Here is a 16,911-nt window from a genome sequence, read left to right as displayed (position 1 = left end):
AGGTTGATATCCATGGCAGGAATTTATCGATCTCGTGTAGCAGGGATTGGCTCTTATCTACCGGAAAAGATTCTCTCAAATTTCGATTTGGAGAAGATGGTAGAGACGTCCGATCAATGGATCGTTGAACGCACCGGGATCGAACGCCGCCATATCGCAGCCGAGGGTGAAGGCACATCTGACCTTTGCCTTCGTGCCGCACAAAGAGCTCTTGCAGACGCAAATCTTACCGCTCAAGACATTGATATGATCATCGTTGGCACCGTTACTGGTGACCGTCAGATGCCTTCCACAGCTTGTTACGTTCAAAGTAAACTAGGCTGCCGCAATATCGTGGCTTTTGACTTGAATGCCGCTTGCTCGGGTTTCCTGTATTCTGTTTCTATTGCTGACCAATTCATTCGCACTGGCATGTACAAAAACGTTCTGGTTCTAGGAGCTGAGGTTCTGTCTCGCTTTGTGAACTTTAAAGACCGTGAAACATGCATCCTATTCGGTGACGGCGCTGGTGCGTGGGTTCTTTCCCGTGCAGCTGATGGCGATAAAAACGTGATCGCTTCTTCGCACTTACATGCGGATGGCGATTTGGCAGAACTTCTGACACTTCCAGGTGGCGGAAGCTTGATGCCGCAATCTCAATATGTCCTAGACAACAATTTGCACTATGTTTCTATGAAAGGTCGCGAGATCTTTAAGAACGCAGTTCGCACCATGGCTCTTTGCTGTAAAGAGGCTTTGGAAGCGAACGAAATGTCTGCTGATCAAGTGGACTGGATCGTTCCGCATCAAGCGAACAAGCGCATCGTTGAGGCTGTTGCAGATCAATTTAAATTTCCAATGGAGCGCGTGATCCTTTACTTGCATGAAACAGGTAATACATCTTCCGCTTCTATCCCGCTGGCCTTTGACTGGGCCGTTCAAAATGGAAAAATCAAACGTGGTCAAACGATCTTGCTGACGGCATTTGGTGCCGGCTTGACGTCTGGTTCCGTTCTCTTGAGGTACTAAAATTATGTTCACTCTGGTATTTCCCGGACAAGGCAGCCAACAACCTGGCATGGGCCGTTTTTTATTCGATAACTTCAAAATCGCTCAAGAAACTTTCGAAGAAGGCTCTGAGGCACTAAAACAAGACATGAAAAAACTGTGCTTCGAAGGCACGGAAGCTGATCTTGCTTTGACTGAAAACACTCAACCGGCATTGTTGTTGGTTTCCACCGCGACTCAAAGAGTTTTACGTTCTGAGTTCGGCTTGAAAGTTCAATCCGCTGCGGGACACTCGATTGGTGAATATGCGGCTCTGGTCGCAGCTGACGTAATTCGCTTTGAACAAGGCATGCAAGCGGTTCGCACTCGCGGACAGGCGATGCAATCTGCAGTTCCTGTGGGTCAAGGTGGCATGGTTGCTGTTCTTGGTCTTGAACCAGAACAAGTTGAAACCCTTTGCCAATGGACAGTGAAAAATTCTGGCTTTGGCCCCCTTTCTCCAGCGAACTTCAACTCCCCTGGCCAGATCGTTATTTCTGGTTCCATGAAAGCTATCAATTGGTTGAAAGATAATTTTAAACCAGAAGCTATCTGGGCTGAGGCTCCGAAGCGCGCAAAATTGATCCCATTAGTTGTGTCCGCACCATTCCACTGCGAAATGATGAAACCTGCCGAAGACACTATGCGTTTGGTTTTGACCGCGATGGAATTTAAAACCGCTGCATTCCCCGTCGTTCAAAACTTCCACGCGAAGTTTGAAACGGATGGCGCTGTCCTGCGTGAAAATCTGATCCGCCAAGTTTCAGCTCCCGTTCGCTGGATGCAAAGCATGGACACTTTAAAGGCCTCTGGTCACTCGCAAGTGATTGAATGTGGCGCCGGAAAAGTTATCCAAGGGTTGCTAAAGAAAATTGATGGCGAATTCTTTAAAGTAATGACCACAACTAGCATGGAAGATCTCAAAACTATTGAGGATTTTTTGAAAGCTACGAGTCATTGAAATTTCTTGAGCTTTATTTCGAGTTCAGACACAGTGGACTCGCATAAAAATCGATGAGCTTTTACCCTAGTTTTTTTAAGCGGCATCGATGGCACTTCGACACGTGTTGAAGCTGGAACTTAAGGAAATATTCATGAGCGGAAATTCACTTCAAGGTAAGAAAATCGTCGTCACTGGTGGTAGCCGCGGTATCGGTGCTGCTATCGTTAAACTTCTTGCTGACGAAGGCGCTCAAATTGCTTTCACTTACTCTTCTCGCGAAGAATCCGCACAACAAGTTGCTCACACTCTTAAAGGTGAAGGTCACTTCTATATCAAGATGGACGTTGCAAACGAACAATCTGTGAATGAAGCGGTCGAGCACATTCTTGAAAAATGGTCTGATGTTGATGGCGTTGTGAACAATGCCGGCATCACGAAAGACCAATTGTTGTTGCGCATGAAAGCAGAAGACTTTGATTCTGTTGTTTCCACAAATCTGCGCGGTACTTTCTTAGTTACCAAGGCTTTCACTAAATCCATGATGAAGGCTCGCAAAGGTTCTATCGTTAATATCACTTCAGTTATCGGCCAAACAGGTAATGCAGGACAGGCGAACTATGCAGCTTCTAAAGCTGGCACAGTGGCTTTCGCTAAGTCTGTGGCGCTGGAACTTGCTTCCAGAAATGTGCGCGTGAACAACGTGGCACCTGGTTATATCGCGACTGAAATGACTGACGTTTTGCCTGAAGAAGTGAAAGCGAAGATTTTAGAAAAAGTACCTTTGAACAAAATTGGCGAAGGCACTGACGTTGCTCAGGCTGTGAGATTCTTGTTGAGTGATGAATCTAAGTACATCACGGGACAAACCCTCAGCGTGAATGGCGGAATGTTCATGGAATAGGCGCACCTCTGGTGCGAGCGAGTAAATGCGAACAGCATTTGCGAGATGATCCGCCAAAGCTAAAGCGACCGCGGATACGAATTAACTCACTATAAGCTCGACTGAAGTGAGGTTATGAAATTGTTTTTGATAAATTTGATTAATACTTAATGGGATTAATGTACTAGGAGGATTAAATGGCATTGCATCCAAAAGTTAAAGACATCATCGTAGAACAACTTGGCGTAGATCCAGATAAAGTTAAGCCTGAGGCTTCTTTCATCGACGATCTTGGTGCAGACAGCTTGGATATCGTTGAGCTAGTAATGGCTATGGAAGAAGAATTCGATCTTGAAATTCCAGACGAAGACGCTGAAAAGCTTAAAACTGTTCAAGACGTTGCTTCTTACCTAGAAAAAAAAGGTAAAGCGTAGGTCTTTATGACATCCCGATTTGAACGCCCATCTATTTCACAAAGAAGAGTCGTTGTAACAGGCGTTGGTGCTGTTACTCCCCTTGGTAATACCATTGAGGAGAGCTGGTCTAATGCTAAAAAAGGTGTATCTGGCATCGCTAAGATCACTAAATTTGATACAACAGGCTTCGATGTGACTTTTGCCGGTGAAGTGAAAGGCTTTAATGCTGATCAATACATCGAGAAAAAAGAGCAAAAGAAAATGGATGAGTTCATTCACTATTCAATCGCCGCTTCAAAAATGGCGATTGAAATGGCGAAATTGGAGCTTTCTGAAAAAGAGAAAGCAACAACGGGAGTGATCATTGGTGTGGGTATCGGCGGGCTTCAAAACCTGGAAGAGACTTCCATCAAAATGAAAGAGAAAGGACCAGGACGTGTGAGTCCTTTCTTTATCCCAAGCGTGATTACAAACTTGGCCGCGGGTCAGGTTTCGATCGCATTGGGACTTAAAGGTCCAAATTATTCTGTTACATCGGCTTGTGCTTCAGGTGTTCACTCTATCGGAGATGCAGTTCGCTATATCCGTGATGGTGTTGCTGATGTCATGCTCGCTGGTGGAGCAGAGGCGACTATCTGCCGTTTGGCGGTGGGTGGTTTCGCTGCGATGAGAGCTCTTTCGACTCGCAACGATGCTCCTGAAAAAGCCAGCCGTCCTTGGGATAAAGACCGTGATGGTTTTGTTCTGGGTGAAGGTTCTGCGATGTTGTGTATTGAATCTTTAGAGCACGCTGAAAAACGTGGCGCTAAAATTCTTTGCGAGATCACAGGTTATGGCGTTTCTTCTGATGCTTACCACATGACTTCTCCGGCTCCTGAAGGTGCTGGTGGTTATGCGGCGATGGCAATGGCTTTGAAAGACTCCGGTCTTAAAGCAACAGACATCCAATACATCAATGCACACGGAACTTCGACTCCTGTGGGTGATGGTTTGGAAACGGCTGCGATCAAACACCTTTTGGGTGATCACGCGAAAAACGTGATGGTATCCAGCACGAAATCTATGACAGGCCACGCGTTGGGTGCGGCTGGTGCGATTGAATCTGCTTTCTGTGTGATGGCGATTCGCGATCAGATTGCTCCACCAACTTTGAACTTGGAAAATCCAAGTGAAGATTGCGACCTGGATTATGTCCCTCACAAAGCACGTGAGGCGAAGATCGATAACGTCCTGAACAACAGTTTTGGATTCGGCGGAACAAACGCTTGCATGATCTTCTCTAAATTTAAAAACTAATTAAAAGCCCTGGGAAATCAGGGCTTTTTACTTTGTACGACTTCAAGGAATTTATCATGATTGTTTATATTGGCTGCGACCATGCTGGGTTGGATTTAAAGCTTAAAGTAATGGCTGCATTTCCAGAAATCGAATGGAAAGACCAAGGCACACTGACGGGCGACTCTGTCGATTACCCTGATTATGCTGACAAGGTTTGCAAGGAACTGACAAAGGTCGAAATCCTGAATCAGAAGTCTGGAATCACCGATCCTACTTTCGGACCTGCTATGGGAGTTTTGGTTTGTGGCTCTGGACAAGGAATGGCCATTCGTGCGAATCGCTATCCGCATATTCGCGCAGCTCTTTGCTGGAATGAAGATATCGCGCGCCTGTCTCGTGAACATAATAATGCGAACGTCATCGCCTTAAGCGCACGTTTCACAGCCCCCGACCTTGCTATCAAAATGGTCAAAGCCTTTTTAAGCACAAAATTCGAAGGCGGACGCCACCAAAAACGCGTCGACAAATTGGCCACCGACACTAGTTGTTGAGCCTTTCAAATTCGCTATGTTCAAGTGATAATTTACGCACAACAGTTTTTCGCAATATCAATTTTCACAAGGCGCGAGGCGGAAGGCGTACTCCTTGTACGTCGACAACGAGCAACGCAGCTGAAAATAGATATTCCGAAAAACCATCCATCGGAGCTTTTACCATGAATTCGACATCGTTGACCCTTAATCAAGTAGATCCTGAAGTTTTTGGCGTGATTCAAAAAGAATCCGAGCGCCAACAGTTCGGTCTGGAGATGATCGCTTCTGAAAACTACACATCTAAAGCGGTGATGGAAGCACAAGGCTCTATCCTGACAAACAAATATGCTGAGGGTTACCCGGGCAAACGTTATTACGGCGGTTGCGTGAATGTCGATACGGTTGAATCCCTGGCGATTGAACGTGCGAAAAAACTTTTTGGAATGAACTATGCGAATGTTCAACCACATTCCGGCTCTCAAGCAAACATGGGTGTTTACTTGGCGGCTTGTAAAGCAGGCGACACAATTCTTGGTATGGATTTGTCTCACGGTGGTCACTTGACTCACGGATCTCCGGTGAATTTCTCTGGTATGTTATTTAAAGCAGCCTCTTACAAATTGGATCCAGAAACAGGTCGTATCAATTACGACACAATCCGTGCTGTCGCTAAAGAAACAAAACCTCGCTTGATCATCGCAGGATACTCGGCTTATCCACGTGTTTTGGATTTTGCTAAATTTAAAGAAATCGCGGTCGAAGTGGGCGCAGATCTTTTGGTTGATATGGCTCACTTTGCGGGATTAGTAGCAACGGGTCACCACCCGTCTCCGGCTGAATACGCTGATTATGTTACTACAACGACTCACAAAACTTTGCGGGGTCCTCGTGGTGGTATGATCCTGACGAACTCTGAAGAAAAAGCGAAGATCATGAATTCTCGTATCTTCCCTGGTATTCAGGGTGGACCTTTGGAGCATGTGATTGCTGGTAAAGCGGTCGCCTTCGGTGAAGCTTTGAAACCAGAATTCAAAGACTACAGTGGTAAAGTGATTCAGAATGCGAAAACGTTGTCGGAAGAACTACTATCTCAAGGTTTCAAACTTGTGACTGGTGGGACTGACAATCATTTGATGTTGATTGATCTTTCTGACCGCGAGATCACGGGTAAAGTTGCTGAAATTGCTTTGGATGAAGCTGGCATCACTGTAAATAAAAACACGGTGCCGAATGAAAAACGCTCGCCATTTGTGACCAGCGGCATTCGTATTGGAACACCTGCTTTGACGACTCGTGGAATGGGCACTTCAGAAATGAAGAAGATCGGCCAATGGATTGCGCAGGTATTGAACAACGCAGACAATGCGGATGTGAAAAACAAAGTGCACGCAGAAGTAAAAGAAATGTGTAAGCACTTCCCGATTTATTAATTCCATTTCTCCCTCGGGAAAATTGAATGAAGGCGTACTTTCGAGTGCGCCTTTTTGCTTTTTAGCTTCTCATTTTCATACAGACTTAGGGCTTGAGAAGTTACTCTAAAACTGTCATCGACTTTTGGGGTTATCCGCGCGAAATGACTGAAAAATGGGCAATTAACATTTGATAATTTTGCGTCATTTTTTATGCCTTTTTTGGGCAAAAAATCCTTTGGATACGAGCCCTTGTACGTTATAGTCAAAACATGACACCAGGATGGAAACAGCTAGTTAACTTTGCAGGATGCATTATCGCGACAGGAACTTTGGGTTCTTGTACGACTTTTCATACACCCCTTTCCCGAGAAATCATGAACGGCTCCTCCCAATCACGTGGAGTGGCTTCAGATCAACCTATGACAATTGAACAACAGGATAAGTCGTTTGATTGGCCGGTGGACGCTGCTCGCATGACTCGTGGATTCTTACCTAATAAACGCCGCCCGCATTTGGGTATCGATTTAGCCGCCCCTAAAGGAACGCCTATATTGGCTGCCCAAGGCGGTACAATCATCTATGCAGGTCGTGAGTTTAAAGGGTACGGAAAAATGGTTCTAATCGAGTCTGGCGATGGTTGGGCAACGTTGTACGCTCACTTCGACAAGATTTTGGTTTCCGAAGGCCAAAAAGTTCGCAAAGGCGAAGTCATTGGGGCCATGGGAAGAACTGGACGCGCAACGGGAGTGCACTTGCACTTTGAAATCCGCAAAAACCGCGGACCGATTGATCCTCTTCCGCTTCTTCCAGAAACAGCGGCCACTTCTACAGCACAGCTTTAAAACTTCAAAGGCTCCAATAAGGGAGCCTTTTTTTATTCCCCTAGTTAACGCTGCGTTTATGCAAAAACCAGCAGGCAACTTTTCACAGTTTTTATGCAAAATCGCGCGAGTCACCAGGCGCCTTTTCACACGCGAGTCCGCAGGTGCCTTTTATACCACCTAAAGTGCCGGAATTTTTTATTTGTGCAAAAACGCGCAGTTCTTATGCATCTGGGCTGATGGTTTATGGCAATCATGCAATTTCCACCTCCGCTGCGGAGGTGGAAATTGCAGAAATGAAATATTGTTCGCTGAAAATATCGAATACGTCTTTTTGTGACAGCCAGATTATTATGAATTCTATCTGAACCGAACGGCATGCTCTCCGGAAATAAAAAAAGGCAGCCGTTTTAAGGGGCTGCCTTTTTAAGTTCAACTGTAATTCTAAGATTAGAATACGTTGATTGTAGCTGACATACCTACGTTTGTTTTATCAGCTGTGAAGTATTCAGGAGCGAACTGCATGTTCGGGTAAAGGTAGATGTCACGAGTTACCGCGATACCGATACCAACTGATTGAGTGTACAAGCTTCTCAACCATTCAGTACCATCATCAGATCTGAAGTGAGAGAAGATGAATGGACGGAATACTGTTCTGAAAGAGAACATATCGTTGAATGCGTACTCAACGAATGGATAGAAACCAAGAACCCAGTCAGTACGACCACCACCGTGAACGTTCGTTCCGCGGTTTTGGATAGTATCAACATTGTCAGCGCCTTCAGTGTAGGCGTTGTAAGTTACGTCAAGAGCAACACCTGGCTGCCAGTTAGAGTTCGGGATTTCGAAAAGCAATGTGTGACCAACGCTCAATGCACCCAAAAGTTTCAATGTATCAACATCGTAAGCATCTGTTGCGTAGGAAGCGCTAGAGCTGAATGCTTGTTGGATACCCATAGCTCTGAATGAACGAGAGTAACCCAATGATGGAGTTGCGATAGAGAATTGTCTGTTACCATTTTGGTTTGAAGTCTCTTCCCAGTTGTTTTGGAACGGAGTGTACAAAGAAAGACCTGTCGAGAAATTCAATGCAGAGTTTTTATCCAAACGGTAGTTGATACCAACAGAACCAACTAAGTTTGTTGCTGGTTGTGTTCCAGCTTCGCCAGCGTAGTTCGGACGTTCAGCACCGAATGGTTGCTCAAGGTTACCACCGTTGTAAGACCACGAAGTCGATACAGACCAGATGGATTTAGAACCAGAATCCGCCCGCATTTTCGCATTCGTGATTTCGTTATCCAAGTCACCGTTAGTTTGCTCGTCCTTTTTTTGAACGTCAGTTACTTTAACTGTGCTTGTGTTTGCGCTTTGGTTTTTTTCTTCAGCTTGAGCAGAAACTGCTACTACCAAAGAACCTGCCAAAATAAGTGATGAAAGAATTTGTTTTTTCACCTGTGTGGTCCCCTTTTTCTGTTAGAAATTTGTTAATCGTTAATACTTTTTATTAAGTTTGTTTTCTTATTTCTTATTCAAGTCGCTTGCAGATGGCTGTCGTTTCACATTCACTACGCATTCATCTACCCGCTCCAAGTGGTCCCAAAATGGATCCAATTTGAATATAAGCAATGAAGGTGCCAGCACTTTGGTCCTATTTCAACACCAAATCCTGACAATAACCTAATATTTCCGATAAGAAGACGCACTGAAGCCTAAAAATTAAGCAGGATCGTTTTCACACTTGTTACTAAAACTAAGCTCATTTTGCCTCCAGTTCAGGGTTATAAAATGTTCACGCGACGGATCGGACTCGATGCATGCCAGGAAAGCGGCAAGCGCCTTTTTGTAATGCTACATGTTGAGGGGGCGCGGTCTCGCCCGGATAATTCAGCCAGGATGTGTTTCTGAAGGGAGCCCTTTATGGTAGAACGCGAGCTGTATGAAGAAACCGAATTTCTGCATGATGTGGGCGTCAACCTTAATGCCGCTCTCTTTATCATAGATCGATTGATTGAAGAAATTAAGGGCGAGGAAGGCCGGCTGGAAACGGATTCGCAAACTGAAAATCTGTTTCACCACTTGGCGACTTATTTAAATCAAATCGATCGCACCGTTAAAAATCGTCGCACTCAATTATCTGAACTTTTGGAATCTCAGCGCCGCGCTGAACAGGAGGCGTATCGCAACTCGCGCTCGCCTTAGAGAAAAAAAGAAGGGCGCCGTCGGCGCCCTTAGCGAGGTCAATTTGCTCTTTCAATGGAGCGGATAAAAATCGTAATTCTTATCTCGGCCTCGTCTTCGTGTACAGTTTCTCAAAGTTCAACCTCTCTCACAAGTCCAAAAGGAGTCTTGTTTTATGTCGAACTTAGGCCTGGTTCTCTCTGGTGGAGGCGCGCGAGGAGCTTATCAGGTCGGCGTATTGGCAGCTGTGGCAGAAATCTGCAAAGAACTTTCAATCGACAATCCCTTTGAAATTTACACCGGCGTCAGTGCAGGAGCGATCAATGCTTGTGCAATAACAGCTCACCCGGGGAGTTTTTCAGAAGCTTGCGAAACGCTGCGCGGAATTTGGGGCTCGCTGAAAAGTCAGGATGTCTTTGCCTCAGATCCTGTTTCACTGACGGGAATTGCCTTTCATTGGGTGATGGATTTGGCCAGCGGCGGGATGAAGCGAACCCCTGGAAAATCGCTGTTAAACACCAAACCCTTAAGAGAACTGATTTCCAAAAACTGTCCGTTCGAGAATATTCAAAAGAAAATTGATTCAGGCCTCATTAGAGGAGTGGGAATTTCAGCTTTGGATTTTCATACATCATCAACAGTCACCTTCATTCAAGGTGTCACGGAGATACCATTATGGGAAAGAGTCAGAAGACAAGCAACGAGATCGGAAATCAACGTGGATCACGTGATGGCTTCAGCCGCCATCCCGGTTTTATTCCCGCCGATTGCAGTGGGCACCAACTATTTCGGGGATGGGTCGATTCGGAACTTCAGCCCCTGCGGTCCCGCCATTTACATGGGAGCCGAGCGCCTGCTTGCCATCGGTGTCAGACGCCGCGAGGAGACATGTTTTACCTCACGACAAGTTGCGCCTGCGGAGATGCCCAGTGTGGCACGTGTTGCGAGTGTGTTACTTCACGCGCTTATGAGCGATGGGATCGAATTTGATATTGAACGAATAGAGCGTATTAATTTGGCTTTATCCAAGATCGGACACTCGCAAAGAAAACATCTGACGGTAAAGCACATTGATACGTTATGGATCTCCCCGTCTCGTGATTTTTCAGAAATCGCCTCTCAACATGCACAGGAACTCCCGCGCATGATTCGCTATCTTTTGCGAGGACTGGGGGGCTTAGATGAATCCGCAGAGCTTTCCAGCTTTCTTTTATTTGAAAAAGAGTACGTGCAGACGCTCATGGAGATTGGTTATGAGGATGGGCTGCGCGCAAGAGATGAACTGACTCAGCTGCTGACGGGGCAAATAATGAAAGACACCATGGCAGCTGAGTTAAGAGAAACTTAAATTTCGACTTGAATACCGACTTCGATCACCTGATTTGGTGGAATGCGGAAGAAGGCCGTCGGACGTTGAGCATTTTTAGACATCACCGCAAACAAACGCTCGCGCCAATGAGACATATGAAGCTCATCGGCTTTCGCAGGCCCCTTTGTCGTAATAATTGTTTCGCGACCCAGAACGAATGTGGTTTCATTCACATTAAAGTTGATATCGCGATTGCGACAAGCTTCCAAGATGTGTTTCATCTTAGGTGTTTCCATAAAGCCGTAATAAGCCAGGATACGATAGAAATTTGGAACGATCTCCTGAATCGAAATATTATCTTTCTTGGAAACAAACGGAACCTCGCGCGTTTGGATCGTTAAGATCGCCACACGCTGATGCAAGACCTTGTTGTGCTTTAAATTATGCAACAACGGTGCAGGTACACCCCAAGGATCCCCCGACATGTAAATGGCTGTTCCTGGAACACGAATTGGCGGTTCACGCAAAAGCTTCAACATGAAATCTTCAGTTGGCATCGAGCGGTCTTTCAAACGACGGAACAAAACCTGACGGCCTTTTTGCCAAGTTGTCATCAGCAGGTAAATCACCGCACCGATCACCAAGGGCACCCAACCACCGTGTGGGATTTTGTGGAAATTCGCTGCGAAAAACGCAATATCGATAATACCAAAGATACCGAAAATTCCGGCAGCCTTAAAGAAACTCCAATTCCATTTCTGACGAGCGACCTCGTAAGCAAGAATGGTGGTGATAACCATAGTTCCTGTTACCGCGATTCCATAAGCGGCAGCAAGATTGCTGGATGTTTTAAATGTTAGCACTAACCACACAACACCCACGAACAACGACCAATTGATGGCTGGAATATAAATCTGTCCGATCTCTTGTGAAGAAGTATGCACGATATTGATACGTGGACAGAAACCCAGTTGAATCGCCTGACGGGTGATCGAAAACACTCCGGAAATCAAAGCTTGGGATGCAATCACCGCAGAGGTGGTACTTAAACACACCAATGGAATGACGGCCCATTTCGGCGCCAGCATATAAAACGGATTTGAAATGGCATCTGAATTCGTCAAAAGCAAAGCACCTTGACCGAAGTAATTTAAAAGCAACGCCGGCAAAGCAACAAAGAACCAAGCCATGCGAATGGGAGTTTTACCAAAGTGTCCCATGTCGGCATAAAGAGCCTCACCACCCGTGACGACCAGGACCACCGAACCCAGGACCAAGAAACCATGCACGCCATTACGAAAGAAAAACTCCACCGCATGCTGTGGCCACATCGCTTCGAGGATCGAAGGATTATCCAGAAGACTGTTCATCCCCAAAACACCCAACGTCGTAAACCATAACAACAGAATCGGTCCAAAGATCACCCCGATTCTTCCGGTTCCATATCGCTGCATTAAAAACAAAGCATTGATGATGAATATTGTGATGGGAATAATGAAGGGATCAAATTGATCGGTGACGATCTTTAAACCTTCCATCGCAGACAATACTGAAATGGCCGGAGTAATAACCCCGTCTCCGTAAAGCAAAGCCGCACCAAAGAGTCCAAGGATTGTCATAATCCAGCGGCGATGAGTGATGTCTTTGGTATGTTGAGAGCGCACTGCCAACGCCATCAAAGATAAGATACCACCCTCACCTTTATTGTCTGCGCGCATGACATAGGCCATGTACTTTACGCAAATCGTGATGATCATCGTCCACACGATCAAAGACAGAATGCCGACCACATTTTCAGGAGAAACAGCAAGTCCGTACTCGCCACCAAAACATTCGCGTAAAGCGTACAAGGGGCTGGTACCGATATCCCCAAAGACGATGCCCAAAGCAGCTAATGAAAGCATTGCTAGATTGGTATTCTTATGACCATGGTCTTGGTGTTCGATGTCGCAACTCCAGTTTAGTTTTGATCTCTAATTTGGCACAGCCAAAGTGTAAGTCAGCTAAGTGTAGGGAATCGCGAAGCTCTTGTCAGCAGCTGGACCACATGTCATAACGCGCCACTTCACATTACTGGTTAGTCAGTTGCCTTCATTTTAGGGCTTGGGAGAAAATAAGAACTCAGGGAGTAAACTTATGTTTCGATCTGGTGATCTTAAAAGTTCTGTTCTTCGCACGTTCACTCACTCCAAGTGGGCATTGGCAGTGCTTCTGTTGATAGGATTGGTTTATTTTGAAGTTCGATTGAACGAGAAAAGTGTGGCTGACAATCGCCAGCCCACTTCCTTGACGACTACTTCTTTGACGCAATAACTGAGTTTGCGTCGAGATTGAAGGCCGAAAGTGCTGAAACAAAGTTTCGGAAGCCGGTCGCTTGCTTCACTAACAACTTTTTCAAACCCTCTTCCTGAGGCTCCCCTTGCTCATTCAGAACCTTTGGAGCATTGGTGATAAAGATGCGCTCTGGATAAATAAAGGCATTTCTGTATCCAAAGACCTGCTGTAAATGTTCAACCGGACGAAGTCCCCCAAACATCCAACCCAAGCCAATGAAACACACCGGACGGTATTCAAAAGTTTCTGGGAATTTCATGTGATCAATGAAGTACTTCAAAGCCCCGGGCATGGAACCATTGTATTCAGGACAAATCACAATCAAACCTTCCGAAGCCACCAATTTATCCAGGTAAGGTTGCAATCCTGAATGCTCTTTCCCATAGTGAGGCCCCGTGTGGAGATGCTCTTTCACTTCCACCAGATCGATAATCTCGACTGTTTCCCCTTGGGACTTGTAGATCCCTTGGATATAGTTAGCAAGCTTGAGAGTGTTGGAACCTGGGCGATCGGTGCCCGCGATAATGTACTTCATTCGTAAATCTCCTAGACAAAGTGATATACCTTTCGCTGTAATAAAGGCAATACAGTTTTCAGAAGGGTGTCTTCGCAATGTCGAAAATTTGGTTTATTTTAAACGAGGGACAAGTTACAGGACCGTTTGAACCAGAAGAAGTTGAATCACAAGTTGCATCCTTCAAAGAGCCCCTTGTCTGGGGCCGTGGTCAGGGCGAGTGGGATACTCCTGCCAAATGGCGTACTAAAATTAAAGATCTTCCTCCTTCCACACCTGCTGGTGATCAAAGCAAAGTCTGGATGACTCGCATCGAAGGCAAAATTAACAAAGAGCCAATGAAGTATGCTGACATGATTGTCGCCCTTAAAAAACTGACAGACCTGTCACAAGTCGACATCTCTACAGACGGCGGAAAAACTTGGAAAGAAGTTTACGCTCTTCAACAGGTCGTGGACGATTTAGGTATCAGCCGCAGATCTCATCCTCGCGTTCCGATCGTGGGCACATTGGAATTTGAACCCAGCGAAACCGCACCACCCCTTAAGTGCCGCGTGATTTCCATCAGCGAAGGTGGCTTGGGTATTAACGATGCTGAAGGCCTGCAAATTGGCCAAAAGTTTTTTGCGACTCTAACCAGCCCGAATCTTTACCAAACGATCACGACGACCTGTGAAGTGGTTTACATGGGGAATGACGGTTACGCGGGACTGCGTTTCGTGGGACTTCCAGAGGAATTTAAGTCCTCCGTTATTGAGTACGTGCGAAAGTTTGCGACAGTTTCTTAAAGTTCGTCTGTCTTAGCATTCACAGCTCTAAGTCCAGTTTCAAATTGGATCCAGCTTAGTCTTTTGACAAGTCTGGTCTGTAGTCTTCATCGTGATATGCATGCTAGAACTACTTTTCTCACTCTTAGTGTCTCCTTCGAATGCACCCGTGAACAACTACGCAACAGTCGTTCAGACTTTGCAACAGATTCAGGCTGCAAATCCCACAACGACTCAGTTGATTGATCTGGGTCCCAATGATTCCGGGCAAAACATTGTTGGTATCAAAATTGGCGACGGCCCGACTGCAGATCTTATCGTGGGTACTCACCATGGTAATGAATATGGTTCTACTGCTGTTGCAATGGGTGCTGCGGATGCGTTCGCGAAAAATCCTATCAAGGGGCATACAGTTTATATCGTTCCGGTTTTAAATATTCCGGGTTTTAACTCTCGCTCGCGTTATGAGCGTCTGGGCGGCATGAGTTCAGTCGACCAGAATCGTGACTACCCAGGTCCTTGCATCTCGGGGCAGCCGTTTAAATCCAAGTCCACAAAAGCTTTGGCAAACTTTATCGATCAAAAAAATATCATCAGCTCGGCAACCCTTCACACTCACTGGCCAGCGGTTCTTTATCCATGGGGTTTTTCAACTCGTGATGTGATGACGAAAGATGATGCGACATTCATTCAGCTTGGCAAAGATGCCGTTGTTGAAAGTGGTTACGATGTTGGTAATTCAAAAGACATGCTTTACGCAGCAGATGGCGCTTTTGAAGATTACGCTTACTGGAAGCATGGAATCTGGTCTTTGTTGTTTGAGATGGGCGAAACGCACACACCATCTGAAGCGCAAATGGCACAAATGGCTTCCGTCAACGTTCCAGGCATTCGCCGCTTCTTTGAAAACGCACCGAAAGAGCGCGCGAAAGATCACGCTTTCACTGGCAAATGTGATCGCAACATCATGCAGAGAACTCACCTAGAATAGTCCAGCACGCTCTCCGATCCATCTAAATTCAGATTTAAACCCGATCCCACAAAGATCGGGTTTTTTATTTTCCGAATCCCTTCTTCGCGGCCCAAACTTTGTATCAATCTGAGATCAACCCTGCCTTTCATTTGGACGATTTCATCTTCGTTTTTAGCAAAAAAACAGTCCTTTCCGAATCTTATGGAGCACCACAAAGTGACGACAATTTCCGTCACAAAGTGACGTTTTAGACGTCTCTAATTGAGCCAAGTACCTGTTACCTGGATGCTTTTTTATGGCACTGGCCTTGCTCATAAGGCTACGGGAAAACTTTTAACCCCGGAGGATATACATGGAATTTCTAATGTCACTTGGTCGCGGTTTCACTTCTGCTGATGCTATCTGGATGTGGACTATCTTGGCTGCTCAAATCGTTTCAGTTGCTATTATTGCTGAGCGCTCTGTAGCACTTTTTATGAATCGTAAAGTAAATCAAAAGGATATCTCTAAAACGATCGCAGACGACATTAAAGCCGGCAAATTGGACCAGGCACTACGTCGCTCTATGCAAATCGGTTTGACTCAACCATTGGGCGTTGTGGCCTCTGCAGGCATCCAAGCTGCTATGGATATGGGTGGTAAAGAAGAGATCCAACTTAAAATGGACGAAGTTCTTCTTGAAGAATCCAGCCGTGTTGAAAAACGCATCGGCTTCTTGGCGATGTTTGCCAACGTTGCGACTCTATTGGGTCTTTTGGGTACGATCACAGGTTTGATTCACTCTTTCGCCGGTATCGCGAATGCGAACCCAGCTGAAAAAGCAGCGATCCTGTCTCAAGGTATCTCTCTTGCGATGAATACAACAGCTTACGGTCTGGTTGTCGCGGTTCCAGCGTTGATCATGTACGCGGTTTTGCAAAACAGAGCGACTCGTTTGACGGAAGATTTGAACAAAGCAGCATTGAATTTGTTCATCCAACTTGGTTACCACTACGCTCCGGTTTCTGACAAAAAAGAAAAAGCACTTAAATAGTAGATCTTAGACAACTAACTGAGAGGGCTTTATGAGCGCATCAGGTAACGGTAACGACAAATTAAACTTCGAAATCAATATCCTGCCGATTCTGGATATTCTTTCCGTACTCATCTGCTTTTTGCTTTTGACGGCGGTTTGGTTGCAAATCGGGACTCTTGATACGAAGCAGGCTATTGGCGACAACTCCACAGCGGGTGCCGTAAACCCACCGTCTCTTTGGGTGACGATGGAGGCTGACGGCAGCATGCAACTTTCTTTGCGTGATGTTCCTAAAGCGAAAGCTTTGGAAGAGCGTATCGCAAGATCAACTGAAGGAGTGGATTTGCAACGTCTTGAAGCACGCTTGCAAGCCTACAAAGCACAATGGCCAGATCTTAAAACAAGTGTGGTTCGTCCCGGCGCACAGACTAATTATGGTGATGTGATCCGCGTGATGGATAAATTGAAGCAGAACTCATTCGAAGGCGTGGGCTTGTCCCCACTAGGGTAAT

Annotated in this window: 18 protein-coding genes; 15 read left to right on the top strand and 3 right to left on the bottom strand. The window is 45.8% G+C overall.

Annotation, left to right across the window (positions count from 1 at the left end):
- The first annotated feature begins 12 nt into the window (after positions 1-12).
- The 8 genes from ACLSU7_RS02455 (at position 13) to ACLSU7_RS02420 (ending at position 7,330) form a co-directional block, all read left to right on the top strand.
- Entirely contained in the window at positions 13-1,008 is a 996-nt protein-coding gene (locus ACLSU7_RS02455) for a beta-ketoacyl-ACP synthase III (RefSeq protein ID WP_413293976.1), read from the top strand.
- Between the two features lie 4 nt (positions 1,009-1,012).
- A complete protein-coding gene (gene fabD, locus ACLSU7_RS02450) occupies positions 1,013-1,987 on the top strand; it encodes an ACP S-malonyltransferase (protein ID WP_413293975.1) in 975 nt (324 codons plus the stop codon).
- A gap of 133 nt (positions 1,988-2,120) precedes the next feature.
- Positions 2,121-2,870, top strand: coding sequence for a 3-oxoacyl-[acyl-carrier-protein] reductase (gene fabG / locus ACLSU7_RS02445; protein WP_413293974.1), 750 nt, complete (start codon positions 2,121-2,123; stop codon positions 2,868-2,870).
- Positions 2,871-3,046: 176 nt separating this feature from the next.
- Positions 3,047-3,283 (top strand): acyl carrier protein, encoded by a 237-nt coding sequence (acpP, locus tag ACLSU7_RS02440; RefSeq protein ID WP_142700235.1) that lies wholly within the window; start codon positions 3,047-3,049, stop codon positions 3,281-3,283.
- Between the two features lie 33 nt (positions 3,284-3,316).
- Positions 3,317-4,561, top strand: a complete 1,245-nt coding sequence (gene fabF, locus ACLSU7_RS02435) for a beta-ketoacyl-ACP synthase II (protein ID WP_413295454.1) — start codon at positions 3,317-3,319, stop codon at positions 4,559-4,561.
- Between the two features lie 56 nt (positions 4,562-4,617).
- Positions 4,618-5,094, top strand: a complete 477-nt coding sequence (locus ACLSU7_RS02430) for an RpiB/LacA/LacB family sugar-phosphate isomerase (RefSeq protein ID WP_413293973.1) — start codon at positions 4,618-4,620, stop codon at positions 5,092-5,094.
- A gap of 164 nt (positions 5,095-5,258) precedes the next feature.
- Complete coding sequence (gene glyA, locus ACLSU7_RS02425; RefSeq protein ID WP_413293972.1) at positions 5,259-6,506, top strand: serine hydroxymethyltransferase; 1,248 nt, start codon at positions 5,259-5,261, stop codon at positions 6,504-6,506.
- Positions 6,507-6,757: 251 nt separating this feature from the next.
- The gene (locus ACLSU7_RS02420) at positions 6,758-7,330 is read left to right on the top strand and encodes a M23 family metallopeptidase (protein WP_181607474.1); all 573 of its coding nucleotides are present in this window, start codon (positions 6,758-6,760) and stop codon (positions 7,328-7,330) included.
- 429 nt (positions 7,331-7,759) lie between these two features.
- On the opposite strand, the gene ACLSU7_RS02415 is transcribed toward ACLSU7_RS02420, so the two are convergent.
- Complete coding sequence (locus tag ACLSU7_RS02415) at positions 7,760-8,761, bottom strand: hypothetical protein (RefSeq protein ID WP_413293971.1); 1,002 nt, start codon at positions 8,759-8,761, stop codon at positions 7,760-7,762.
- Positions 8,762-9,226: 465 nt separating this feature from the next.
- Between ACLSU7_RS02415 and ACLSU7_RS02410 the strand changes: the two genes are divergently transcribed.
- Together ACLSU7_RS02410 and ACLSU7_RS02405 are read left to right on the top strand one after the other, a co-directional pair.
- A complete protein-coding gene (locus ACLSU7_RS02410; protein ID WP_413293970.1) occupies positions 9,227-9,508 on the top strand; it encodes a hypothetical protein in 282 nt (93 codons plus the stop codon).
- 226 nt (positions 9,509-9,734) lie between these two features.
- Positions 9,735-10,835, top strand: a complete 1,101-nt coding sequence (locus ACLSU7_RS02405) for a patatin-like phospholipase family protein (RefSeq protein WP_413295452.1) — start codon at positions 9,735-9,737, stop codon at positions 10,833-10,835.
- On the opposite strand, the gene ACLSU7_RS02400 is transcribed toward ACLSU7_RS02405, so the two are convergent.
- Complete coding sequence (locus ACLSU7_RS02400) at positions 10,832-12,700, bottom strand: potassium transporter Kup (protein ID WP_413293969.1); 1,869 nt, start codon at positions 12,698-12,700, stop codon at positions 10,832-10,834. The genes ACLSU7_RS02405 and ACLSU7_RS02400 overlap by 4 nt on opposite strands.
- Positions 12,701-12,932: 232 nt before the next feature.
- On the opposite strand from ACLSU7_RS02400, the gene ACLSU7_RS02395 reads away from it, so the two are divergent.
- Positions 12,933-13,109 (top strand): hypothetical protein, encoded by a 177-nt coding sequence (locus tag ACLSU7_RS02395; protein ID WP_413293968.1) that lies wholly within the window; start codon positions 12,933-12,935, stop codon positions 13,107-13,109.
- Here the strand turns inward: ACLSU7_RS02395 and ACLSU7_RS02390 are convergent.
- Positions 13,090-13,665: an NADPH-dependent FMN reductase gene (locus ACLSU7_RS02390; protein ID WP_413293967.1), complete on the bottom strand. Its 576-nt coding sequence runs from the start codon at positions 13,663-13,665 to the stop codon at positions 13,090-13,092. The two genes, ACLSU7_RS02395 and ACLSU7_RS02390, sit on opposite strands and share 20 nt — an antisense overlap.
- Positions 13,666-13,742: 77 nt before the next feature.
- Between ACLSU7_RS02390 and ACLSU7_RS02385 the strand changes: the two genes are divergently transcribed.
- From ACLSU7_RS02385 to ACLSU7_RS02370, 4 genes are all read left to right on the top strand, one after another.
- On the top strand, positions 13,743-14,432 hold the full coding sequence (locus tag ACLSU7_RS02385; protein WP_413293966.1) for a PilZ domain-containing protein: 690 nt from the start codon (positions 13,743-13,745) through the stop codon (positions 14,430-14,432).
- Between the two features lie 100 nt (positions 14,433-14,532).
- Positions 14,533-15,402: a M14 family zinc carboxypeptidase gene (locus ACLSU7_RS02380; protein ID WP_413293965.1), complete on the top strand. Its 870-nt coding sequence runs from the start codon at positions 14,533-14,535 to the stop codon at positions 15,400-15,402.
- 334 nt (positions 15,403-15,736) lie between these two features.
- Complete coding sequence (locus ACLSU7_RS02375; protein ID WP_413293964.1) at positions 15,737-16,417, top strand: MotA/TolQ/ExbB proton channel family protein; 681 nt, start codon at positions 15,737-15,739, stop codon at positions 16,415-16,417.
- Between the two features lie 31 nt (positions 16,418-16,448).
- Positions 16,449-16,910, top strand: coding sequence for an ExbD/TolR family protein (locus ACLSU7_RS02370; RefSeq protein WP_413293963.1), 462 nt, complete (start codon positions 16,449-16,451; stop codon positions 16,908-16,910).
- Position 16,911: the final 1 nt, after the last annotated feature.

Origin of the sequence: Bdellovibrio sp. HCB185ZH, from assembly GCF_047302455.1 — a bacterium.
GTDB lineage: Bacteria > Bdellovibrionota > Bdellovibrionia > Bdellovibrionales > Bdellovibrionaceae > Bdellovibrio.
This window is presented reverse-complemented; position numbering and strand designations above follow the sequence as displayed.